The sequence below is a fragment of the Catellatospora aurea genome (assembly GCF_042663325.1).
Taxonomy (GTDB): Bacteria; Actinomycetota; Actinomycetes; order Mycobacteriales; family Micromonosporaceae; genus Catellatospora; species Catellatospora aurea.
Window position 1 is genome coordinate 1 of record NZ_JBHTAC010000038.1, and the last position, 23,078, is coordinate 23,078.

Consider the following 23,078-nt stretch of genomic DNA (forward strand, 5'->3'; position numbering starts at 1 on the left):
GCCGCTTTCCGCTATTCGGTCGATCAGGCCCGGACGTCGTCCGCGACGACCTTGCGACGACGCGCCACCAGGAACAGCACCGCACCGAGGACCACGACCGCGCCGCCGACACCGGCGATCAGGGCGGTGTTGTCACCGGTCACCGGCAGGCCGCCACCGTTGCCGCCGTTGTTGCCACCGGCCGGCGGGGTGCCGATCTTGATGATGACCTTGGCGGTGTCGTTCTTCGGGTTCGAGTCCTTGCCCCGCGACGTCATGACCTTGGCCAGACCGTCGGTGCCGATGGGCTCGGCGTCGATGCGCACCAGGAGCTCGCGGGTCATCGAGCGACCCGCCTGCAGCTCCGACTCGAAGCCGCAGCCGAGCTCGGTGGCACCGGTGTACTGCCACGGCTCCTCCTGCCCGTCGGCGCGGCAGGTGCCGACCTCCGGAGCCTGCTCGGGCGCGACGAAGGAGGTGCCGGCCGGGGCCTTGATCTGGAAGCTCGGCCCGGTGCTCACCTTGCCGACGTTGCTGACCTTGACGTTGATCTTGACCACGTCGCCGACCTTGCCGTACGCCGGGGTCACGCTGATCGCCTGGTCGACCGCGATCGGGGCGGCCGCGTGCACCGCGAACGACGCGTCGTCGTCAGCCGGGTCCACGTCGCCGGCCTCGTCGGCGTTCGGCACGGCGCCCTGCAGCTGGTCCTCGACGCGCTGCTCGAACTGGGCCTCGGTCAGGCCCTCGGCGACCTCGAAGCCGTCAGCCGGCTTCAGGTCACCGGTGGTCGGCTCCTCGACGGACGTCTTGAGTGCCTTGGCGCTGACCAGACCGCCGCGCAGCGCCGCCGGGCCGCCCACGAAGTTCTCGTGCACGTAGAGCGACAGCAGGGACTCGGGCTCGTAGGCGCCACCGGGCGGGATCACCGCGTCGGGGTCCGAGCAGTGCAGGACGGTCATCGACTCGTCCATCTCGCAGATGCTGTACGCGTTGTCGAAGCCGACGAACGGCGGCACCGTGATGGTGAAGTCGACGCCGTGCACGTACCGGTCGCCGTTGTTCCAGATGCCCCAGGCCAGTGGTGCGACGCTGCCGGGCTTCACCGGGATGATCTTGCCCGCGTCGGTGTAGCCGGCGACCAGGTCGAACGCGTAGGACATGAGGTCCGCACCGTTGTCGACGACCTGCACGGGCACGGTGACCTTGTTGTTGGCCGAGTCGACGTCCCCGCTCGCGGTGAACGACACCGAGAACGAGCCCGCGGCGCCCGCCTTCTTGCCCACGTTCTCCAGGAAGACCGCATCGGTGTAGGACTCGCCGGGCGCGAAGCCGACCATGGCGCACTTGGCGACCTGGCCGGTGATGTCGCAGCCGATCTCCTCCAGGAAGACCAAGTCGGCGGCGACGAGGGAGCTGTTCAGCCCGCTGAAGTCGTACGTGACCAGGGTGTTGCCCGAAGCGACCGTGCCCGCGTTGGACAGGTCCACCCGGAACGCCTTGAACTCGGCGTCGGCCGCGATCTTCGAACCGGGTACGTTCACGGCGAGGTCGACCCCGGCGGCCGCGTGGGCCGGCGTGCCCAGCACGGCGGAGAGCCCGCCGGCGAGCAGCATCGAGGCACCCGCCGCCAGGGCGGTGCGGATCTTCATTTGTTTTCCCCCGTGGGAAGTTGAGGAGTTGATCAGGCGGGGACGTTACCCAGGTTTCTCCGAGGTTCCACCAGCCGAACGGTTGGACCGCGACTGGTCGATCCGGCCAACCGCTCGCCTGACCTGCCGTTCCGCGTCCTCCCGGGGCAGGCCGGCGGCCCGCAGCAGGTCCGTCGCGGTCGAGCGCACCTGCGCGAACACCACCTCGCCGGAGAAGTCCAGGCCGGCCTGGTGCGCCTGGCTGGCCTGCCGCACCGCCCGCGCGGCGGCCTCCGCCGCCTGCTCCGGCTCGACCGCGTCGGCCAGCTCCCGGCGCAGCGACGACACCGACTGCGCGAGCGCGTGCACGGCCTCGACCAGGGAGGCGGGCACCGTTTCGCGGTCACGGATCATCGACACGATGCGGCGTACCAGCACCCGGCTGTTACGCAGCGCGCGCGCCAGATGGTCGGCGGCCTCGATGTAGGCCTGCAGCAGGCCGTGCTTGCCCCAGTGCAGCGGGGCGATCGTCGCCAGCTCCTTGCTCGCCTTCAGCGACTCGCCGAACGCCCGCAGGTGCGACTCCGCCTCCCGCATACGGTCCAGCGCGTCCTGGGCCGCCGCCGCGTCACCGTGCGCCAGCGCGTCGGCCGCGTGGTTCAGCCCGTCGGCGAGTGAGTCCATCAGCGGCCCGACCGCCCGCTTCACCTCGGTCAGCGGGTTCAGCGGCAGCAGCAGCGCCATCACCAGCAGCGCGATGCCGCCGCCGACAACCGCGTCGACGAAGCGGCTCAGGTAGTAGTCGCTGGTGATCGGCAGCAGCGTGGCGACCAGGATGCCGGACGAGGCCGCCTGGGTCACCAGCGAGGCCGAGCCGCCGATGAAGATGGCCAGGTTGATCGCGAGCAGCACCACCAGCGACACCTGCCAGGCGCCCCGGCCGATGACCAGGATGAGCAGCTCGCCGAGCAGGATGCCGACCGCGTTGCCGGCCACGATCTCCGCCGCGCGCCGCATCCGCTGGCCCACCGAGATCGCCAGCGTGACCACCGCCGCGATGGGCGCGAAGAACGGCTGCACGTGACCGAGCAGGACGTGCGCCACGTACCAGGCGAGCCCCGCCGCGACCGCGGCCTGCACGGACAGGATGAGGCTGCCGCGCACCCGCCGCACCCGGTCGCGCAGCGTGATCCGCGTGCGTCGGCCCAGCTCGGCGGCGTCCACCACCTAACTGTGGCGCACCCGGCACCGCGCGCCCGACGGATGCGCCAAGATTTGGCCATGACCAGTCTGCTCACCACCGACCGGTTCGCCGCCGCCGCGCGGGCCGCCGGGGCCACCGCCCCGGACAGCGTGCTGACCGAGGTCGGCACCGAGCTGATCAACCGCTGGTCCGAGCCACAGCGGTTCTACCACACGACGGAACACCTGGCGGCCTGCCTGGAACTGGTCGGCGACGAGCCGGCGGTCGCGCTGGCGGTCTGGGGCCACGACGCGATCTACGACCCGACGGCCGCCGACAACGAGGAACGCAGCGCCGTGCTCACCGCCGAACTGCTGACCGAATGCGCGGTGCCGGTCGCGGTCATCGAGGAGGTGACCCGCCTGATCCGCCTGACCGCCGGCCACGCCGTCGCCCCCGGCGACCGCAACGGCGCCCTGCTGGCCGACGCCGACCTGGCCGTCCTCGCCGCCCCCTGGCCTGACTACGTCCGCTACGTGGCCGCCGTCCGAGCCGAATACTCCCACGTCCCCGACGACCTCTGGCGTATCGGCCGCAGCACCGTCCTCCAGTCCCTCCTCGCCCTCCCCACCCTCTACCACCACACCCCCACCCTCGAATCCCCGGCCCGCACCAACCTCCACCGCGAACTCTCCTCCCTCACCCCCACCCCACCCCCACCAACAGGTTGATCATGAACTTATGGCACGGGTCGCCGGCATGTCATGGGCACAACCTCATGATCATCCAATCCGACCAGCGAGGCGGCGGCAGGCGCGAGGAACTCGCTTTGATCATGAAGTTGAGGCAAGGACACGCCGCCGAGCCGTGCCATAAGTTCATGATCAACCCGTTGGTGGGGCGGGGCGGTGGGGCGAGTCAGTGGGGGCGGGTGAGGTGTTTGGGGATGCGGAGGCCGGCGGCGCGGAGCAGGCGGGCTATGTCGCGGGAGGTGGCGTGGTGGGCGCCCAGCCAGCGGGCGACCGGGACGCGCTCGGCGGGGATGTCGTAGTGGTCGCGGTCGAAGCCGCGGCGGGGCGCGCCGAGCAGTTCGGCGAACGCGTGCAGCTCCGCGAGGGACACGTCGCTGACCAGATGCGCCCACAGCCGCCCGTGCGCGGGCCAGACCGGGCTGTCGACATGGATCACGCGTCCACGCTAGCGTGCGAACGTGACCTTCCTCGACGAGCTGACGGCTGCTCTGGGCCCCGACCGCGTGATCACCGATCACGACCTGCTGATCTCGTACCGGCGTGACGAGGCGGACCTCTGCGAGGCGGGTACGCCGCTGGCGGTCGTACGCCCGGAGGAGACCGCGCACGTCGCCGCCGCGGTGGCGATCGCCGCGCGGCACGGGGTGCCGGTGGTGCCGCAGGGCGCGCGGACCGGGCTCGCCGGCGGCGCGAACGCGATCGACGGCTGCCTGGTCGTGTCGATGCTGGCCATGAACCGCATCGTCGACCTCGACACCGCCAACCGGATCGCCACCGTCCAACCGGGAGTCGTCAACGCTGTGCTGGCCCGCGCCGCGCTCGCCGAAGGGCTGCGTTACCCGCCGGACCCGGGGTCGTGGGAGTCGAGCACCATCGGCGGCAACGTCGCCACCAACGCGGGCGGCATGTGCTGCGTCAAGTACGGCGTCACCACCGAGTACGTGCTCGGCCTGGAAGTCGTGCTCGCCGACGGCCGGGTGCTGCGCACCGGTCGCCGCACCCCGAAGGGGGTCGCCGGATACGACCTGACCAGGCTTTTCGTCGGCTCCGAGGGCACCCTCGGGATCATCACCGAGATCACCGTCGCGCTGCGGCCGGCCGCCGAGGAGTCGCTGACCATGGTCGCGGTCTTCCCGACCACGGCCGCCGCCGGCGACGCGGTGAACCGGATCTTCGCGGCGGGGCTCGCCCCGAGCCTGCTGGAGTTGCTGGACCGGGTGCACCTGGAGGCGCTGGAGGCGTACCGGCCGATGGGGCTGGACACCACCGCCGCCGCACTGCTGCTGGCCGCGGTGGACACCGGGTCGCGGGCCGCCGCTGACCTGGAGGCGATCGCCGAGCTGGCCCGGCAGGCCGGCGCGGGCGAGGTGTGGCAGGCCACCGACGCGATGGAGGCCGCCGAGCTGCTGCAGGCGCGGCGGCTCGCGCACCCGGCGATGGAACACCTGGCCCTTTCGCTGTACGAACACGGCGGGCTGATCATCGACGACATCGCGGTGCCGCGCACCCGGCTGGCGGAACTGCTCGACGACATCGTGGAGATCGCCGCCAAGCACGACGTGCCGGTCGGCGTCGTCGGCCACGCGGGCGACGGCAACCTGCACCCGAACATCGTCGTCGACCGCGCCGACCCGGCGAGTGTCGCGGCCGGCCAGCGGGTCTTCGACGAGATCATGGAACGCGGCCTGGCCCTGGGCGGCACCTGCACCGGCGAGCACGGCGTCGGCCTGCTCAAACGCGACTGGCTCGCCACCGAACTCGGCGAGGTCGGCGTCGACGTTCAGCGCGCGATCAAGTCTGCCCTGGACCCCGCCAACCTCCTGAACCCGGGCAAGGTCCTGCGCTGATCCACCGGCGGTGTGGACGCACCCGCGCGATGATCGCTGTTTCCGGTCATGATCTGCAGTCCCACTGCAGATCATGACCCAGAAACGCCGATCATGACCGGCGACCCCGGCCCTGACCGCCGGACCCGGCCACCCGCCCGGCGCACCGCAGCTCCCGGTCGTGCCGCGTTAAGAAGGTGCCCTTCCTCTACCCAGAGCGATGGGAAGGTGCCCTTCCTTCGCCCTCAGACGGCGGTGAGGCGGGTGGTGTTGGCGGCGGCGTCGTCGGGCATGCGCTGGGATTCGCGTTCGGCGTCGACGCGGGCGAGGTAGGCGGTGATCTCGGCTTCGGTGGTGGCGGGAGACCAGCCGAGGGCGGGGGCCATGAGTTCGGCGGTCCGGCGGGCGGTCTGGACGCCGCGGTGGGCGGTCTCGATGGAGATGCGGGTGCGCCGGGCGAGCACGTCCACGACGTGCCGGGCGCCCTCGTGGCGGGCCGCGTAGACGACCTCGGCCGACAGGTGCTCGGGTGCGCCGGGCAGCGGGTCGGCGAGCGAGCGGTCCGCGTCGATCAGGGCGAGCAGCTCGGTGGTGAGCGTGCCGTAGCGCTCCAGCAGGTGCTCCACCGCGCCGACGCTCAGCTCGTGGCGGCGGGCCAGGTCGGCGCGGTCGCGCCACATCGCCTCGTAGCCGTCCGCGCCGAGCAGCGGCAGGTCGGCGGTGCCGCTGTGCCGGACGTCGCCGAGCCGCCGCACCGCCTTGTCGATCACGTCCTGGGCCATCACCCGGTACGTGGTGAACTTGCCGCCCGCGACGAGCAGCAGCCCGAGCAGCGGCTCGACCACGGCGTGCTCGCGGGACAGCGCCGACGTCGAGTCGGACTCGCCGCGCAGCAGCGGCCGCAGTCCCGCGTACACGCCCTCGATGTCGCCGCGCGTCAGCGGCCGGTCGAGCACCTCGTTGACGTGCGACAGCAGGTAGTCGATGTCCTTTGCCGACGCGGCCGGGTGGGCGCGGTCCAGCTCCCAGTCGGTGTCGGTGGTGCCGATGATCCAGTGCCCGCCCCACGGGATGACGAACAGCACGCTGGACGCGGTACGCAGGATCAGGCCGACCTCGCCGGTGATCGCCGAGCGGGGCACCACGAGGTGCACGCCCTTGGAGGCCCGCACCCGGAAGCCGACCCGCGCGTCGGGCAGCCACGACGACACGTCGTCGCTCCACACGCCGGTCGCCGCGACGACGGTCTTCGCGCGTACGTCGAACTCCTCGCCGTCGGCGCTGACGCGCACACCCGTCACCTGGCGTGCCTGGCGCAGCAGGCCGACGGCCTTGGCGCCGGTGACCACGGCCGCGCCGAGGCTGGCCGCCGTGCGGGCCACCGTCACCACGAACCGGGCGTCGTCGACCTGCCCGTCGTAGTAGCGGATCGCCCCGGCCAGGCCTTCCTCGCGCAGCGACGGGAACAGCCGGCGCGCGCCGTGCTGGGTCAGGTGCCGGTGCAGCGGCATGCCCCGACCGCCCCCGACCAGGCCCGCGAAGGCGTCGTACAGCGCCACGCCGGCCCCGTAGTAGAGCCGGTGCCAGGCCCGCTTGGCCACCCCGGCGACGCCGGGCGTCTCGGCCGGCAGCGGCACCAGGAACGGCACCGGCCGCACCAGGTGCGGGGCCAGCCGGGTGGCGAGCAGGCCCCGTTCCCGCAGCGCCTCGTGCACCAGCGGGAACTCCAGCTGCTCCAGGTAGCGCAGGCCGCCGTGGATGAGCTTGGACGAGCGCGAGGACGTGCCCGCGGCGAGGTCGCTCGCCTCGATCAGGGCCACGCGCAGGCCGCGCGAGGCGGCGTCCAGCGCCGCGCCGACACCGGTCACCCCGCCCCCGACGACCAGGACATCGAACTCTTCGTCGCGAAGCCTGCGCAGGTCGGCTGCGCGGCGCTCCGGGGACAGAGCACCTGCGGCGAAGCGGGACACGCTGCGGTCACGCATCCCACCAAGGTACCGTGCGGCTGTGCTCCCACACGGTGACAGCCAGGGTGTTCCACCTCATGTTCCGACCGTGCCCCCATCCGCGCACGCGGATGCCGCACCGCGGTCGCCGATCGGCGCGATCGTCGCCGCCGTCGCGGTCGGAGTGTGGGCGGTCGTCGTCGCCGTGCTCTCCCAGTACGGTCTCGTGCTCGCCGCGCAGGTGCTGCTCCAGCTCGGCATGCAGCTGCCCGGCTTCCTCTGGCCGCTGGCGGGTCTCGTCGTCGCGCTGCTGGTCGGCCTGCCCGCGCTGCTGCTGGCCCTGCTGCCCAAACACGAGCCGGTACGGGCGACCGGCCGCGCCTTCTTCCTGGGCGCGCTGGCGCTCGGCGGGGGCAGCGCGCTGCGCCTGATCCCGGCCACCTCCAACGAGCTCTACCTGCTGGTGTACGCGCTGCTGGCCGGCGCGGCCGCCTTCCTGCTCTACCGCCGCGCCACCCTCCAAGCCGTACCCATCGAGGCACCCGGCTCCGCGCCCGGCGCCTCGGTCGGCGAGGAAAGCCTCAGCCAGCGAGCCTCTGGCGAGGACAGCCCCGGCAGGCAAGGCCCCGGTGCCGTGGCACCCGCGGCGGGCGACCCCGCCTCGCTCGGCTGGGCGGTGCTCGCCGGAGTGCTGGTGCTGGTGCCGTACCTGTGGGCGGGTGCGCTGGGCGGGTTCACCGAGTCCATCGCCGCCGCCCTGGCCGCGCTCGCCACGGGCGCGCTGGCCATGGCGATCCTGGGACCGGGCCTGTGGCGGCACTTCACCGACCGCGGGCGGCCGACCCTGGTGCTGTCCGGCGGCCTGGTGGCCGGGGTGGTGCTGGCGCTGCTCGCGGGCGGCGCCGGAGCAGCCGGGACGCAGGTGCTGCTCCTGCTGGTCCTGCCGCCGCTCGGCTTCGCGGTCGCCGCGCTCGTGCCCGGCTCGCCGCGCGGCTGGACCACGCTGATCGTGGTCGCGCTCGCCGCGTTCGGGCCGCTGGGCTACGTCGACCCCGACGAGATGAGCCTCGGCCTGATCGGCCGCGACGTGCCGTACTACGCCGTGCTGGCGGCTCTGATCGCCTGGCTGGTGGCGCTGGCGCTCGGCGTCGCGTACGGCATCGGCCTGCTGCGGACCGTGCGGGACCCGGCCGCCGCACCGGAGACGCTCGGCCCGCCGAGTCAGTGGCCCGGCGCACGGCCGGCCGGAACCACCTGGCCTGGTGCGCAGCAGCCGTGGCCGGGCACTGCCGCACCGGTCGTCCGCGAGCGCGCGCAGGTCGTGCCGCGTACCGGTGGGCGGGCGCTGGCGGCCGGGCTGGCCGCCGCGGTCGCCCTCGGCGCGGGGGCCTTCTACCTGACCGCGGGCCGGCCGGGCTTCTTCGGCGACCAGCTGTTCGTGGTGATGAAGGAGCAGGCCCCGTTGGCCGGGCTGCCCACCACGACCGGCCTCGGCACCGGCCGCGATCAGCGGGTGGACGCCGTCTACCGGCGGCTCGTCGAGCACGCCGACCGCACCCAGGGTGCGCTGCGCACCGAGCTGGACCGCTGGAACCTGCCCTACCAGCCGTACTACCTGGTCAATGCGGTCCTGGTGCGAGGCGGCCCGGAGGCGCGGGTATGGCTGGAGTCCCGGTCCGACGTGGACCGGGTGCTGACCGACCAGCGGCTGCGCCCGCTGCCCGCCGAGATCCCGATCCAGCACGGCCCCGTGCGCCAGGCGCCGACCACCGCGCAGTGGAACCTGAAGATGGTCGGCGCGCCGGACCTGTGGCTGCGTAGCGTGACGGGCAAGGGCATCGTCGTCGGGTCCTCCGACTCCGGAGTGGACGGCTCGCATCCGGCGCTGGCGGCGAACTTCCGCGGCGGCGACGACTCCTGGCTGGACCCCTGGTCGGACAGCCGCACGCCGATCGACCACAACGGCCACGGCACGCACACCACCGCCACCGCGGTGGGGCGCAACCTGGTCGGCGTGGCCCCGGACGCCCAGTGGATCGGCTGCGTCAACCTGGAACGCAACATGAGCAGCCCGTCCCTCTACCTGGACTGCATGCAGTTCATGCTCGCGCCGTATCCACACGGCGGGAACCCGTTCACCGACGGCCGCCCGGCCCGCGCCCCGCACGTGCTCAGCAACTCGTGGAGCTGCCCGCCGCTGGAGGGCTGCGACGCCACGGTGCTGCAGCCTGCCACGTCCGCCCTGGCCGCGGCCGGGATCGCGTTCGTCGCGGCGGCGGGCAACAGCGGGCCGCAGTGCGGTTCGCTGGACACCCCGCCGGCCACGGATCCGGCGGCGATCACCATCGCCGCGGTGGACCGGACCCGCCGGATCGCCTCGTTCTCCAGCCGGGGACCGGCCGGCCCGAAACCGGACCTGGCCGGGCCGGGTGAGGCGGTGCTGTCGGCGATGCCCGGCGACACGTACGCCGAGCTCTCCGGCACCTCGATGGCGACACCGCACGTCGCCGGGGTGATCGCGCTGCTCTGGTCGGCCCGGCCCGAACTGGTCGGCGACCTGGCCCGCACCCAGCAGTTGCTGCGCGACACCGCACAGCCCGCGCTGCTGGCCAGCGCCGCGCCCGCCTGCGCCACCGAGGCCGCTCAGGCGGGGGCGGGCATCGTCAACGCGGCCGAGGCGGTCGTCGCCTCCGCCAGGTAGGCTTCGCTGCCATGATCACCCCTTACGAGCCGCTGCACCGGGCCGCCGTGGTCGATCTCCTCGACCGGTCGCTGCTGCCCGAGGACGCGGCCGAGGCGGCCGACATCGTCGAACTGCTGAGCGGCTCGGCGGGTTTCGTGGCGATCGACGGCGACGCGATCGACGGTGACGTCGTGGGGGTCGCGCTGGCGTCCACGGGCCGCAAGGACCCGTCGGTCGGCCACCTGGACCTGCTGGTCGTCGATCCCGCGTTCCGGCGGCAGGGCCTGGCCCGCGAGCTGGTCGCCGCCGTCGAGGGGCAGTTGCGGGCGCGCGGGCTGACCGCGGTGCGGGTCGCCGGCAACCCGCCCACGCACGCGTGGCCCGGCGTGGACGTGCGGTACACGCCGGCCGTGTGCGCGCTGACGGCGCTCGGGTACGCCCACGACCGTACGGCCTGGAACATGACCGCGGACCTGGCCGAGGGCTCGCCCGCGCTGCGCGAGACCCGGACCGCGCAGGAACGGCTGGCCGCTGCGCATGTCGTCGTGCGCGCGGCGACGACCGACGACCTGCGGGAACTGCGGCCGCTGATCGCCGCCCAGTGGGGCCCGGCCTGGGTGGCCGAGGTGGAACGAGCCGTCGGCGGGACCGGCGGCTGCCATGTGGCCATCCGCGACGGGCAGCCGATCGCGTTCGCCGCGTGGGGCGGCTGCCGTCCGAGCTGGTTCGGCCCGATGGGCACCCTGCCCGCCGCTGCCGGCCTGGGCATCGGCGGCGTCCTGCTGCGACGGTGCCTGCGCGACCAGGCCGACCGCGGCATCACCCGGGCGCAGATCGGCTGGGTGGGACCGGTGCCGTTCTACTCCGGAGCGGCCGGCGCGGTCATCGAGCGGGTCTTCTTCCTCTTCCACAAATCGCTATGAGTCGGGCTTTTTTCGCATTTCAGATTAGAACCGTGGGTTTCGGGGCACCATGAGGATGTGGCAGCCCCGACCAGCCCCATAGCCGAACCCCACGAGACCAAGGGCGCGGCGATCATGGTCGCCGCCGCTGCGGCGGTGGGCGGTTTCCTCTTCGGGTACGACACCGCGGTCATCAACGGCACCGTCGACGCTCTGCGCAACACCTTCCACCTGGGCTCGGTGGCACTCGGCTTCGTCGTGTCGTCGGCCCTGCTGGGCTGCGCCGCCGGCGCCTGGTTCGCCGGCCCGCTGGCCGACCGGCTCGGCCGGGTCAAGGTCATGCTGATCGCCGCCGGGCTCTTCATCGCCAGCGCGATCGGCTCCGGCCTCGCCTTCAGCCCCGTCGACCTGACGTTCTGGCGGCTCGTCGGCGGCCTCGGGGTGGGCGCGGCGAGCGTCATCGCGCCCGCGTACATCGCCGAGGTGTCGCCCGCGCACATCCGCGGCCGGCTCGGTTCGCTGCAGCAGCTCGCCATCGTCAGCGGCATCTTCGTCGCCCTGCTGGTCGACTACCTGCTGGCCGACGTGGCCGGCGGTGCGATGGAGGCGGTGCCGTGGGGCGGTGCCGCCTGGCGCTGGATGTTCGCCTCCGCCGCCATCCCCGCGATCATCTACGCGGTGCTGGCACTGCAGATTCCCGAATCCCCGCGCTATCTGGTGCGCCGCGGCCGACTCGCCGAGGCCCGTGACGTGATCAAGCGGCTGATCGGCGGCGACGTCGAGAAGCGCATCACCGACATCAGGCAGACCGTGGCCGGCGCGACCGAGAAGGTCCACCTGAGCGTGCTCAAGGGCCCTCGCCTCGGCCTGCTGCCCATCGTCTGGGTCGGCATCCTGCTCTCGGTGTTCCAGCAGTTCGTCGGTATCAACGTGATCTTCTACTACTCGTCGGCGCTGTGGGCGTCGGTGGGCTTCAGCGAGTCCGACGCGCTGCTGATCACGGTCATCACCAGCATCACCAACATCGTCACCACGCTCATCGCCATCGCCCTGGTCGACAAGGTCGGCCGCAAGCCGCTACTGCTCGTCGGCGCGGCCGGCATGGTGCTCACGCTCGGCGTCATGGCCTGGTGCTTCTCCACCGCCACGCAGACGATCGGACCCGAGGGCGAGACGCTGACGACGCTCAGCCCGGCGATCGGCAAGGTCGCCCTCGTCGCCGCCAACCTGTACGTGGTCGCCTTCGGCATGAGCTGGGGCCCGGTGGTCTGGGTCCTGCTGGGCGAGATGTTCAACAACAAGATCCGCGCCACCGCGCTGGCCGTCGCCGCCGCGGCGCAGTGGATCGCGAACTGGCTGATCAGCACCACCTTCCCGGCGCTGTCCAACATCGGCCTGACCTTCGCCTACGGCCTGTACGCCCTGTTCGCCCTGCTCGCCTTCCTCTTCGTCTGGAAGGCCGTCCACGAAACCAAGGGCCGCGAACTCGAAGCCATGTGACCCACCCACCCGCTCGCCTGGCCCGGCCGCCGCCCCCACCTGCCGCAACTCTTAAAGAGTCGCGGCCTCATCCGGACCTGGTAGCCGCAAGTCGTTAAGAGTTGCGCCAGGCGGCGCGGGGGCGGGGCGGCGCGGGGGCGGCGCGGGGCGGGGCGGGCAACGGGAAGGCCCCCGAGCGGAACTCGGGGGCCTTCGTCGTGTTCAGGTGTTGCGGTGGATCTGATCCTGACGGATCAGCCCTGATACCGCTTCTGATCCTGACGGATCAGAAGTCCATCTCGCCACCGCCGGGGCCGGCCGGCGCAGCGGCGGCCTTCTCCGGCTTGTCGGCCACGACGGCCTCGGTGGTGAGGAACAGGGCCGCGATCGAGGCCGCGTTCTGCAGCGCCGAACGGGTCACCTTGGCGGGGTCGAGGATGCCGGCCTTCAGCAGGTCGACGTACTCGCCGGTCGCAGCGTTGAGGCCCCAGCCGGGCTCCAGGTTGCGCACCTTCTCCACCACGACGCCACCCTCGAGGCCCGCGTTGACGGCGATCTGCCGCAGCGGGGCGTCGAGCGCGACCTTGACGATGTTGGCACCGGTGGCCTCGTCGCCCGAGAGGTCCAGCTTCTCGAACGCGGTCTTGCCGGCCTGCACGAGCGCGACGCCACCACCGGCGACGATGCCCTCCTCGACGGCCGCCTTCGCGTTGCGAACGGCGTCCTCGATGCGGTGCTTGCGCTCCTTGAGCTCGACCTCGGTGGCCGCGCCGACCTTGATGACCGCGACACCGCCGGCCAGCTTGGCCAGGCGCTCCTGCAGCTTCTCACGGTCGTAGTCGGAGTCCGACTTCTCGATCTCGGCGCGGATCTGGTTCACCCGGCCGTTGATCTGGTCGGCGTCACCGGAGCCGTCGACGATCGTGGTCTCGTCCTTGGTCACCACGACCTTGCGGGCGCGGCCCAGCATGTCGAGACCGGTGCTGTCGAGCTTGAGGCCGACCTCCTCGGACACGACCTGGCCACCGGTCAGGATGGCGATGTCCTGCAGCATGGCCTTGCGGCGGTCGCCGAAGCCCGGCGCCTTGACGGCGACGGACTTGAAGGTGCCACGGATCTTGTTGACGATCAGGGTGGCCAGGGCCTCGCCCTCGACGTCCTCAGCGATGATCAGCAGCGGCTTGCCGCTCTGCATGACCTTCTCGAGGATCGGCAGCATGTCCTTGACGTTGCTGATCTTGCCGTTGACGATGAGCAGGTAGGGGTCCTCCAGGACCGCCTCCATGCGCTCAGGGTCGGTGATGAAGTAGGCCGAGTTGAAGCCCTTGTCGAAGCGCATACCCTCGGTGAGCTCCAGCTCCAGGCCGAAGGTGTTGCTCTCCTCGACGGTGATGACGCCTTCCTTGCCGACCTTGTCCATCGCCTCGGCGATGATCTCGCCGACGGTCGGGTCAGCCGCGGAGATCGAGGCGGTGGAGGCGATCTGCTCCTTCGTCTCGACGTCCTTGGCGAGCTTCGAGAGCTCCTCCGCCACCGACGCGACGGCGGCCTCGATGCCCCGCTTCAGGGCCATCGGGTTCGCACCGGCGGCAACGTTGCGCAGGCCCTCGCGGACCAGCGCCTGGGCCAGGACGGTCGCCGTCGTCGTGCCGTCACCGGCGACGTCGTCGGTCTTCTTGGCGACCTCCTTGACCAGCTCAGCGCCGATCTTCTCGTACGGGTCCTCGAGCTCGATCTCCTTGGCGATGCTCACACCATCGTTGGTGATGGTGGGGGCGCCCCACTTCTTCTCGAGCACGACGTTGCGGCCCTTGGGGCCGAGCGTCACCTTTACGGCGTCAGCGAGGACGTTCATTCCCCGCTCGAGGCCGCGGCGAGCCTCCTCGTCGAACGCGATAATCTTGGCCATAACGGCGTTGTCCTCCTGGACAATCCGAGGTCGGAGAGCTGGCCCGCGACGACCGGCTGCCACCATTCGGCAGCCCCGCAACTCCGACTTCTGGTCTCGTATTGGCACTCACACGAGGAGAGTGCCAATCACCTGTTTAGCACTCTCGCACCCCGAGTGCAAGCGAACACGGGATGATCACAGCCTTTCCCGGGTATGCGCCACCGGGCCGCGTTCACCTTGGCAGCTGTGTATATGGCCTGGCGGCACCCCCGAGGACCGGTGCCCAAGCCGGGGACTGGCCGGGATCCCGCCCACCACAAGCCGGTGGGCGGGACGGGCTCATCAGGCGCGCCCGAGTTCGATGACGACAGGTTCCGCGCCGCCCGGCGCGGGATCACCGGCGGGCGGCGCCGGTGAGGCCACCCGGCGCAGGTAGGCGACCGTGAGCGCGGCCATCGTCACGGTCGACACCAGGACACCGGTGATCGAATCCACCGCCACCTCCACCGCCAGCGGCAGCGTGAACCGCATCTCGACCTGCAACACCACGCTCAGCACCCGATCGGCCACCTCGTCGACGGCCAAGCCGAACAGCAGCACCGCGATGATCTGCCCGATCGTGGCCGCCCGGCTGTGCGCCAGCCGCCACGCCCGGCCCGGTCCACGCCGGCCGAGCAGCACCACCAGCGGCAGCAGCGCGACAGAGAAGGAGAGGTACCAGCCGCCGGCGGTCACCGCGGTCGAGGCGGTCCGGTACATCCCGAGCGCCTGTGCGGAGTCCAGCACCACGTAAAGCAGGTAGATGCTGCCCGCCGCCCGGAGCAGGCCGACTCCGGCCAGCCACAGGGTGAGCCGGCCGGACTGCCACAGTCCCAGCCTCAGCGCCGCGCCGATCCGCACCCGGCGGCCCTCGGCGACGCCGCGGAACACCTCGACCGCCGCCGCCCACATCCAGGCGGAGCATGCGGCCGTCAGCACCGCCGGCAGCCCGTAGCCGACGGCCACGAGCAGGGGTTCGTCCAGACCGAACTGGCGGCCGGGTCCGCCGTAGAACCACAGCAGCAGCGCGCCGCCGGCGATCAGCATGGCCGCCTCGGTGACCACGCTGATCGCCAGCACCGGTCGCCAGCAGCTCCGCAGCAGCGTCAGCGTCTCGCGAAACCAGGACGGCCGGGGTGGGCTCAGCTCGGTCACCGCGCGGCCAGCTCCTCGACGAGCCGTCCGGTGGAGACGGTGTCCTCGGCGCCGCGGCGCTCGGCGTACGTGATGAGGATGCCACTGAACAGCACCATCGTCAGCGGGATCTCGATGACGGCGGCGAGCAGGGTGACGCCGCCGGTCACCGCGACGGCCACGGCGGTGTCGCCCGGCGGCACGACCGTGGCGCCGATCGCGCTGAGCATCTGCTCGATGACGGAGCCGGCGACCAGGGTGAGGCCGAGCAGCAGCAGCCGTCCGGTGGTCGGCCAGAACGCGTTGTGCAGCAGCGTGCTGGACCGGCGCAGCGGGCTGCCGCGCTCGAACAGGAACGCCGGGCCGAGCAGTGCGATCACCAGCATCAGGTATGCGCCGACGAGCAGCACCGGGATCACCCCGATCAGCGAGGCGACCTGGAAGCAGCACGCGGCGACGGCGACGATGCCGAGGCCGACGAGCAGGTAGGCCAGCAGGTGCCAGAGGGTGAGGCCGAGCATGCGGCGCAGCCCGTAGCGCATCGCCTCGCCGACCGTCACCGGCAGCCCGGCCGCCTGCCGGGTGGCCAGGTGGGTGGCCGCGGCGTAGCCGAGCATCTGCAGCAGCAGCACGACCACCACGTACGCCGCGGCGGTCGCCAGCAGCGTGGCGATCAGCTCCTCGGCCATGTCCGAGCGGCTGAGAATGCTCAGGTCGAAGCCGCCGCGCGCGACCACACCGGCGACCAGCAGCACGCCGAACACGACGGTCGGCAGCAGGTGGGTCAGCGCGAAGATGACGAGCAACTGCGACCACCCGCGCCGCAGCACGCCGCCCACCCGGTAGGACCAGCCGCTGAACCCTTGCCCGGCCGGATTGACCAGCGGGTCGTGCTCCGGGGCGAAGTCCGGCGTCGCCGCGCGGTATGCCTCGTCGGGCGGCCGGAAACCCTGTTCGGCCGGCAGCGGCTCGCCCGCGTCGTAGGGGTTCGGGGTGGGCTCGGGCATGTGCTGCTCCAGGTCGGAGGGAGGGGTCGCCCAGTTTGGCACGCGCCCGCCCGCGCCGCTGTCCCTACGGCCCGACGCCGTACCCGGGAAAGGCGGAAGGGCCCCGATCCTGTGGGATCAGAGCCCTTTCCGTATTACTCAAGCTTTGATGGCCAAGCGGTCAGGCGATGACCCGGACCTTCTCAGCCTGGGGGCCCTTCTGGCCCTGGGCGATTTCGAACTCAACGCGCTGACCGTCGTCGAGCGCCTTGTAGCCGTCCATCTCGATCGCGGAGAAGTGGACGAATACGTCCTGCCCTCCGTCGACCGCGATGAAGCCGTAGCCCTTCTCGCTGTTGAACCACTTGACGGTGCCCTGTGCCACGGTGCACTTCCTCACTTCTGTAAAGCTGGGCGGTCCTGTAGCGGGCCACCCCCGGCTGGTGTTGTCAGCCGTCCTCGCACGCTACACGAGCACCGGTACCCTCGCACAGCCCCAAAACGGACCTGTAATGCTCCCATTACAGTTCGACAGTCGGCAATCTGACCATGAGCGCGCTCTATCGCGTGACCGGGCGGGCCACCCGGGGGTTGGGTGGAACGTGGACAACCGCCGCCGCATCCGTTCGCGCCGCATTCCGGCCGCCTTCATGCCCGTCATCGCCACCTCCCTGTGCGCCGTCGCCTTACTCGTGACGGGTGCGGTCATGCAATGGGCACTGCACTACGGAACGAACGCGGCGCCACGTCCGGGGGCCTCCCGCGACCGCGACTCAGCGTCACCCGCCCGGCTGGAACTTCCCCCCGTACGGCTGGACACCGAGGGCTTCGCCAGCTGGGCGATGCTGGACCGGCGCACCGGCCAGATCGCCGGCTCCTCCAACCTGGACGCCCCGAGCGACACCATGTCCCTGGTGAAGGTGTGGCTGGCCGCCGACTTCCTGCGCCGCACCGACTACCCGGACGAGCGCAGCCTGAACCGGCTGATCATCATGATCCGCGACTCGGACAACAAGGCCGCGTACGAGTTCTACGAGCGCAACGGCGGCCGGGCGGGTATCGAGCGCATGGTGCAGATCTGCGGCCTGACCGAGTCGAAGCCGTACCGGATCGACGGCTACTGGTCGAACACCGAGGTGTCGGCGCGCGACGTGGCGCGGCTCGGGGTCTGCCTGGCCGACGGCCGCGCGGCGGGGCCGCACTGGACGGACTGGCTGCTGACCCAGATGCGCCTGGTGCGCGGGGTCGGCGACTTCGGGCCGCGGGCCGCGTTCCCGCCGGAGGTCGCCGCCACCATCGCCATCAAGAACGGCTGGCTGCTGCGCACCGAGGACAAGCTGTGGCACATGGCCTGCCTGGCGGTCACCGACCACTGGAGCATGAGCGTGCTGCTGCGCTACCCGGCCCGCTACGGTTTCGACCACGGCCGCGACCTCTGCGCGTCCGTCGCCGAACAACTCAAACCCGCCCTGCCCTGAGAAGCGAAGGAAGGGCACCTTCTACAACGCATAGCGTTGTGAAGGTGCCCTTCCTTTCGCGCTGCGCGTCCGGCGGGCTAGGCCGCGGCGACCGGGCGGCGGGACTGCACGATGCGGAAGCGGCTCGCCACGAACGCGCCGTCGGTCAGCGCCGCGTTGGCGGCCGGGTTCGCGCCGGAGGCGTGGAAGTCCGAGAACGCCGCCGACTGGTTGACGAAGATGCCGCCGGTCAGGTTCGCCGACAGGTGCACGCCCACCTCCATCGCCGCCTGCTCGACCGCGTCGAGCACGGACTCGTCGGTGCTGTACACCGCCGCCGTGATGGCGCCCTTCTCGCCGACCGTCTCCCGGAAGATGTCGATGCTCTGCGCGGTCGACTCCGTCGGCACCGCGAAGGTCACCGGGCCGAAGCACTCGCTGCCGTAGCCGTCGGTCACCTTCACGATCATCGGGGTGCGGACCACCGCGTCGGCGTACGCCGGGTGGGCCAGCTCGGCCGAGTCGAGCACCACGTCGCCCATCTTGCGGGCGGCGGCGATGCGGTCCACCACGTCGTCGTTGACGATCGCGCCGGTGAACTCGACGGCCTTGGCCGGGTCGGCGGTGATCGCGCGGACCGCGCCGGCGATGCCGTCGACGACCTCGTCGAAGCTCTTGTGCCCGGCCTCGGTCGCGATGCCACCGGCCGGGATGAGCAGGTTCTGCGGGGTGGTGCACATCTGGCCGCTGTACAGGGTGAGCGAGAAGCCCAGGTTGCGGCACATGCCCGCGAAGTCGTCGGTCGAGTCGACGACGACGGTGTTCACACCGGCCTTCTCGGTGTACACCTGCGCCTGCCGGGCGTTGGCCTCCAGCCAGTCGCCGAAGGCGGTGGAGCCGGTGAAGTCGATGAGCCGGATCTCGGGCCGCAGGGCCAGGTCCTTGGCGACCGGCGCCTCGCGGGTGTCGACGGCGAGCTGCACCGTGTTCGGGTCGAGCCCGGCCTCGGCGAGCACCTCGCGGGCGACCTGCACGGTGATGGCCAGCGGCAGCACCGCGCCCGGGTGCGGCTTGACCAGCACCGGGTTGCCGGTGATCAGCGAGGCGAACAGGCCCGGCCAGGAGTTCCAGGTCGGGAAGGTGTTGCAGCCGATGACCAGGCCGATGCCGCGCGGCACCAGGTGGTACGTCTTGGCCAGCGTGTCGGCCTTCTTGGTCCACACCACGGAGCCGACCTGCCGGGTCTGCTCGGCGTAGCCGTAGGCGACCGCCTCCAGCGCGCGGTCGAGCGCGTGCGGGCCGCCGGCCTGGAAGGCCATCACGAACGCCTGGCCGGTCGTCGCGTGCACCGCGTTGGCCAGCTCGAACACCCGCCTGTGCAGGCGGGCGAGGATCTCCAGGCACACCCCGGCGCGCACGCGCGGCCCGGCGTCGCGCCACGAGGGCAGCGCGGCCTTGGCGGCGGCGATGAGGGCGTCGGGGCTGGTGCGGGGGTATCGCACCCCGAGCGGGATGCCGAACGGCGAGCGCTCCGGGCCGACCCACTCGTCGGCGGGCTGGTCCAGCGGGAAGTCCTTGCCCAGCAGGGCTTCGAACGCGGCCTTGCCGTCGGCGGCGGCGGTCTCGCCGTACACCTTCGGGCTCGGCGACTCCGGGTACGCCGACCAGTAGCCGCGCTCGGTGATCGCCCGCAGCGCGCTGTTCAGCAGCTCCTCATGGGTGGCGAAGAGGTCCGTGGTGGTGACAGTCATGCCCCTCATCATGCCCGACGGGGTGAGCGGAGCCACAGTTGAACACGTTCAAGTCTTGTGTCAGCATGAAGAAGTCCGAAAGTTGAACACGTTCAAATCGGAGCTGGAACATGGACCCGAAGCTGGCCGTATACCTGGCCTACGCGGTCGTCACCCTCGCGCTGACCCTCTGGGTCGGCCACACCCTGCAGCGGCACGGGCAGGCGTTCCTGCGCGACGTGCTGCCCACCGGGGAGCTCGCCGCCGCCGTCACGAAGTTCCTCGTCGTCGGCTTCTACCTGCTCAACCTCGGTTACATGGCGATCGCCATGAAGACCTACGACGAGGTGACCGGCCCCGTCGACGCGGTCGAGACGCTCGCCACCAAGATCGGCGTCATCACCCTCGCCCTGGTGCTGGTGCACCTCGGCACCGTGCTGCTGCTCGGCCGGCTGCGCCGGCAGATGCAAGGCCAACCGACCAGGGTGTACGCCGTACCCGCCGCCGCGCTGACCCGGCAGCCCGCCGACACCCCGGCGGACCGGCAAGCCGACCCGCGCCACCTGACCCCCGCCGCCTGAGCCGCCGCTAGCGTGGGCAGCGTGACGCACACCGACAACGGCTCGTCCCCCGCCGCTCCGGCGGCCCGGGGACGGGCCGCTGACACGTCCCGGGGCGAGCAGACCCGCCAGGCCATCGTGACCAGCGCGATCCGCCTGTTCGGCGAGGCCGGGTACGAGAAGACGACGATGCGGGCGATCGCCGCCGACGCCGGGGTCTCGGTCGGCAACGCCTACTACTACTTCCCCGCCAAGGAGGCCCTGGTCTCCGAGTTCTACCTGGAGCTGCAGCGCGAGCACCTGGCCCGGGTCGAGCCGATCCTCGCGAGCGGCACGTCGTTCGGCGACCGGCTGGCCGCGATCCTGCGCGAGGGCATCGAGGTGTGGGCTCCGCACCACGCGTTCGCGGGCCGGTTCATCGGCATCGCGGCGGTGCCCGGCTCGCCGGTGAGCCCGTTCAGCGCGGAGTCGGCGCAGGCCCGCGAGCTGGCGACCAGCATCTTCCACCGGCTGGTCGACAGCACCGAGACGAAGATGGACCCGCAGCTGCGGGCGCGGTTGCCGCAGCTGCTGTGGCTGGCCCAGCTCGGCCTGGTCGTGTACTGGGTGCACGACACCACGCCGGGCCAGCGCCGCACCCGGGCCGTGGTGGACCTGGCCGTGCCCTACCTGGAGTACCTGGTCGGCGCGTCCCGCATGAAGATCTTCAAGCCGCTGACCACCCGCGGCCTGGCCCTGCTGGAGACCCTCTGGCCGCATGCCACCCGCTGAGGCTTCAGCACTTGCGCGGCTTGGCCCCGTCGAGCAGCCGGACGTACGCGTGGGACAGGTAGATGCCGTCGCCGACCCGGTTCCACAGGTCGGTGGTGCGTACCGTCCCCTTGACCTTGTCGCCCTTGACCTGGCACCGGATCGGCACCTGGGCGTACTCGCCCGCTCCGCCGCGCAGGGCGGCCTTGACCTTCGGCGCCGAACGCACGCGCAGCCACTCGCCGTCGTCGGTGTCGACGACACCCCGGTCGCCCTCGCCCGTCCACAGGAAGGTGACGTGCACCCAGTCGTTGTCGTCGAGGTCGAGGCCGTCCCAGAACGCGCCGTCGGCGATGTCGATGCCGGCCGGGTTGAGCACCTCGCGGCCGAACTCGTCCTCGCCGTCGTTGTGGTCGTCCTGGTAGGCCGCCTGCGCCTGGGGCTTGCCGCGCGGCAGCTTCTCCCACATGTGCCGGTCGTCGGCCCAGTAGTCGTCCTTGGTGTTCCACGGGCCGACGTCCCACACCGGCAGGAACACGCACCGGTCGTTGCCCTGGTGGCAGACCCGTACGCTCTTGTCGCCCTCGCCGCGGTCGGACAGCCCGCGCCACGAGGGCAGCGCCGCGAACCAGTCCCGCTTGGTGATTTTGTGGCCGTTGGCGGTCTTCCAGCCGACCAGGCCCTCCCGGGTCGCGAAGACCTTCGTGGTGAGGGTGCCGCCGCCCGGCGGAGCGAGCGCCACGGCGGGGGTGGCGACCAGGGTCGCCGGCACGATGGTGAGGGCTGCGATCAGGGACACGAGCAATCGGGGCCTCATGTCCCTGATCAACGATCACGACACCCGCGGGGTGCCGGGCATACGGCCAGTCCGTTTTAGGCAAATAGACCTTTTTATGCCGCCGGTTCGGCCGAGCCCTCCAGCTCACGCTGCCAGTTCTGGAATGCGGCGATCCGCCGGAAGCCCATCTGCTCGTTGATGGAGATCATGAAACTGTTCTCCGCCGCGTTGAACGTGTCGATGACGGTCACCTCGGGCTCCGCGGCCCGGAAGTGGTGCAGGTTCGCCACCTTCACCAGCGCGCCCAGCCGGTGCCCCCGGTGCTTCGGGTCCACGATGGTGATCTGCTGCCAGGCGTGCCCCGGCGTCTCCGCCCCCGTGGAGATGGTGGTCCACGCGACCAGGTCGCCGGTGTCCTCGTGCACCGCCCCGGTGTGGTACAGCCGCCGCCCGCGCCCCGCGAGCACCGCCTCGATCCGGCGCATCCGCGCCACGTCCGGCTGCTCCGGCTCGACCTGCATGTCACCCATCGGCGCATCGGAGATCAGCCGCGAGTCGAGGTAGGCGACCCGCTCCGCCAGCTCCGCCGGAGCACCATCCCGCCACTGCACCACCCGGTATCCGGCGGCCTTCTCCCGAGCCGCCGCCGCCATGCCCGCCAGCAAGCCGTCGTCGATGTCCGCGACCACCAGCCGCCGCTGCACCTCCGGCAACGTGCTCGTGAACCCGAGCGCCGCCGCGAAGCCGGTCGGCGCCTCATCCGGCGCGGGCAGCCCGTCCTTCGACAGCGAACTCCCGGTCAGCAGCACCGTGCGCCCCTGCTCCCCCGCACACTCCAGCACCCTGCCGTACAGCGCCCGCCCCACGCCCCGCCGACGAAAACGCGGCACGACCTCCAACGTGAAGAACAGAACCTTGAGGTTCTCCTCGGTCATCCACGAGGTCTCCAGCCGCCCCACCGGCTCCCCGTCCAGCCACGCCACCCGATGCTCGATCCCCCGCGCCGGGAACGGATGCCGCAGCATCGCCTCCCCCGCCCGCCGCGTCACCGCCGGAAAATGCGGAAACTCATGCACCCGCACCTCGTCCATCACCCGCACCCACGCATCGACGGAGCCGGGATCGTCAACGCTGACGGAACCGATATGCAGACTCATCCCGCCAGCGTCCCCCTCCCCCACCCCCTCCCGCACCCCCTTTTTTCCGAAGGAAGGGCACCTTCACATCGTTATCGGTAGAGGAAGGGCACCTTCTTAACACGACACCCACTGCGGCCTGCGCAAACGCAACAGCAGCCGAGCATCGGGCGCGGCGCGAGGCGAGGCGGCGCGAGGCGAACGCGAAAGGCGCCCCGACCGCGCGAGCGGCCGGA

19 protein-coding genes are annotated in these 23,078 nt (G+C 71.6%); 8 read left to right on the top strand and 11 right to left on the bottom strand.

From position 1 onward, the window contains the following. Positions 1 to 23 precede the first annotated feature (23 nt). Positions 24 to 1,631 carry an LPXTG cell wall anchor domain-containing protein gene (locus ACFQO7_RS27970; RefSeq protein WP_376809168.1) on the bottom strand — a complete coding sequence of 536 codons (1,608 nt, stop codon included), beginning with the start codon at positions 1,629 to 1,631 and terminating at the stop codon, positions 24 to 26. 45 nt (positions 1,632 to 1,676) lie between these two features. Further along, positions 1,677 to 2,834, bottom strand: coding sequence for an FUSC family protein (locus ACFQO7_RS27975; RefSeq protein WP_376809169.1), 1,158 nt, complete (start codon positions 2,832 to 2,834; stop codon positions 1,677 to 1,679). A 57-nt stretch (positions 2,835 to 2,891) separates the two neighbouring features. On the opposite strand from ACFQO7_RS27975, the gene ACFQO7_RS27980 reads away from it, so the two are divergent. Continuing rightward, a complete protein-coding gene (locus ACFQO7_RS27980) occupies positions 2,892 to 3,524 on the top strand; it encodes an HD domain-containing protein (protein WP_376809170.1) in 633 nt (210 codons plus the stop codon). Between the two features lie 187 nt (positions 3,525 to 3,711). Here ACFQO7_RS27980 and ACFQO7_RS27985 read toward each other — a convergent pair whose 3' ends face one another. Next, the gene (locus ACFQO7_RS27985) at positions 3,712 to 3,981 is read right to left on the bottom strand and encodes a DUF4031 domain-containing protein (protein WP_360531072.1); all 270 of its coding nucleotides are present in this window, start codon (positions 3,979 to 3,981) and stop codon (positions 3,712 to 3,714) included. A 22-nt stretch (positions 3,982 to 4,003) separates the two neighbouring features. On the opposite strand from ACFQO7_RS27985, the gene ACFQO7_RS27990 reads away from it, so the two are divergent. After that, positions 4,004 to 5,392: an FAD-binding oxidoreductase gene (locus ACFQO7_RS27990; protein ID WP_376809171.1), complete on the top strand. Its 1,389-nt coding sequence runs from the start codon at positions 4,004 to 4,006 to the stop codon at positions 5,390 to 5,392. Positions 5,393 to 5,616: 224 nt separating this feature from the next. Here the strand turns inward: ACFQO7_RS27990 and ACFQO7_RS27995 are convergent, their stop codons facing one another. After that, on the bottom strand, positions 5,617 to 7,356 hold the full coding sequence (locus ACFQO7_RS27995) for a glycerol-3-phosphate dehydrogenase/oxidase (protein ID WP_376809172.1): 1,740 nt from the start codon (positions 7,354 to 7,356) through the stop codon (positions 5,617 to 5,619). Between the two features lie 70 nt (positions 7,357 to 7,426). Between ACFQO7_RS27995 and ACFQO7_RS28000 the strand changes: the two genes are divergently transcribed. Genes ACFQO7_RS28000 through ACFQO7_RS28010 form a run of 3 tightly spaced genes read left to right on the top strand, consistent with a single transcriptional unit; the run spans position 7,427 to position 12,402 of the window. Next, a complete protein-coding gene (locus ACFQO7_RS28000; RefSeq protein WP_376809173.1) occupies positions 7,427 to 10,018 on the top strand; it encodes a S8 family serine peptidase in 2,592 nt (863 codons plus the stop codon). Positions 10,019 to 10,029: 11 nt separating this feature from the next. After that, entirely contained in the window at positions 10,030 to 10,923 is an 894-nt protein-coding gene (locus tag ACFQO7_RS28005) for a GNAT family N-acetyltransferase (protein ID WP_376809174.1), read from the top strand. A 57-nt stretch (positions 10,924 to 10,980) separates the two neighbouring features. Next, a complete protein-coding gene (locus tag ACFQO7_RS28010) occupies positions 10,981 to 12,402 on the top strand; it encodes a sugar porter family MFS transporter (RefSeq protein ID WP_376809175.1) in 1,422 nt (473 codons plus the stop codon). A 265-nt stretch (positions 12,403 to 12,667) separates the two neighbouring features. On the opposite strand, the gene groL is transcribed toward ACFQO7_RS28010, so the two are convergent. The 4 genes from groL to ACFQO7_RS28030 form a co-directional block, all read right to left on the bottom strand. Beyond that, the gene (gene groL, locus ACFQO7_RS28015) at positions 12,668 to 14,290 is read right to left on the bottom strand and encodes a chaperonin GroEL (protein WP_191843964.1); all 1,623 of its coding nucleotides are present in this window, start codon (positions 14,288 to 14,290) and stop codon (positions 12,668 to 12,670) included. Between the two features lie 324 nt (positions 14,291 to 14,614). Beyond that, complete coding sequence (locus ACFQO7_RS28020; RefSeq protein WP_376809176.1) at positions 14,615 to 15,466, bottom strand: hypothetical protein; 852 nt, start codon at positions 15,464 to 15,466, stop codon at positions 14,615 to 14,617. After that, entirely contained in the window at positions 15,463 to 16,452 is a 990-nt protein-coding gene (locus tag ACFQO7_RS28025) for a hypothetical protein (protein WP_376809177.1), read from the bottom strand. The genes ACFQO7_RS28020 and ACFQO7_RS28025 overlap by 4 nt, the downstream gene beginning before the upstream one ends. A gap of 160 nt (positions 16,453 to 16,612) precedes the next feature. Beyond that, positions 16,613 to 16,816, bottom strand: a complete 204-nt coding sequence (locus ACFQO7_RS28030; RefSeq protein WP_033342363.1) for a cold-shock protein — start codon at positions 16,814 to 16,816, stop codon at positions 16,613 to 16,615. Positions 16,817 to 17,138: 322 nt separating this feature from the next. Here ACFQO7_RS28030 and ACFQO7_RS28035 point away from each other — a divergent pair, with 322 nt between their 5' ends. Beyond that, positions 17,139 to 17,909: a serine hydrolase gene (locus ACFQO7_RS28035; RefSeq protein ID WP_376809178.1), complete on the top strand. Its 771-nt coding sequence runs from the start codon at positions 17,139 to 17,141 to the stop codon at positions 17,907 to 17,909. 77 nt (positions 17,910 to 17,986) lie between these two features. Here ACFQO7_RS28035 and paaN read toward each other — a convergent pair whose 3' ends face one another. After that, positions 17,987 to 19,639 carry a phenylacetic acid degradation protein PaaN gene (gene paaN, locus ACFQO7_RS28040; RefSeq protein WP_376809179.1) on the bottom strand — a complete coding sequence of 551 codons (1,653 nt, stop codon included), beginning with the start codon at positions 19,637 to 19,639 and terminating at the stop codon, positions 17,987 to 17,989. 110 nt (positions 19,640 to 19,749) lie between these two features. Here paaN and ACFQO7_RS28045 point away from each other — a divergent pair, with 110 nt between their 5' ends. Together ACFQO7_RS28045 and ACFQO7_RS28050 are read left to right on the top strand one after the other, a co-directional pair. Further along, positions 19,750 to 20,199, top strand: a complete 450-nt coding sequence (locus tag ACFQO7_RS28045) for a hypothetical protein (protein WP_376809180.1) — start codon at positions 19,750 to 19,752, stop codon at positions 20,197 to 20,199. 21 nt (positions 20,200 to 20,220) lie between these two features. Continuing rightward, positions 20,221 to 20,949 (top strand): TetR/AcrR family transcriptional regulator, encoded by a 729-nt coding sequence (locus tag ACFQO7_RS28050; RefSeq protein WP_376809181.1) that lies wholly within the window; start codon positions 20,221 to 20,223, stop codon positions 20,947 to 20,949. Positions 20,950 to 20,953: 4 nt separating this feature from the next. On the opposite strand, the gene ACFQO7_RS28055 is transcribed toward ACFQO7_RS28050, so the two are convergent. Both ACFQO7_RS28055 and ACFQO7_RS28060 read right to left on the bottom strand, forming a co-directional pair. Continuing rightward, positions 20,954 to 21,745: a hypothetical protein gene (locus tag ACFQO7_RS28055; protein ID WP_376809182.1), complete on the bottom strand. Its 792-nt coding sequence runs from the start codon at positions 21,743 to 21,745 to the stop codon at positions 20,954 to 20,956. Between the two features lie 74 nt (positions 21,746 to 21,819). Then, positions 21,820 to 22,863: a GNAT family N-acetyltransferase gene (locus ACFQO7_RS28060; protein ID WP_376809183.1), complete on the bottom strand. Its 1,044-nt coding sequence runs from the start codon at positions 22,861 to 22,863 to the stop codon at positions 21,820 to 21,822. Positions 22,864 to 23,078: the final 215 nt, after the last annotated feature.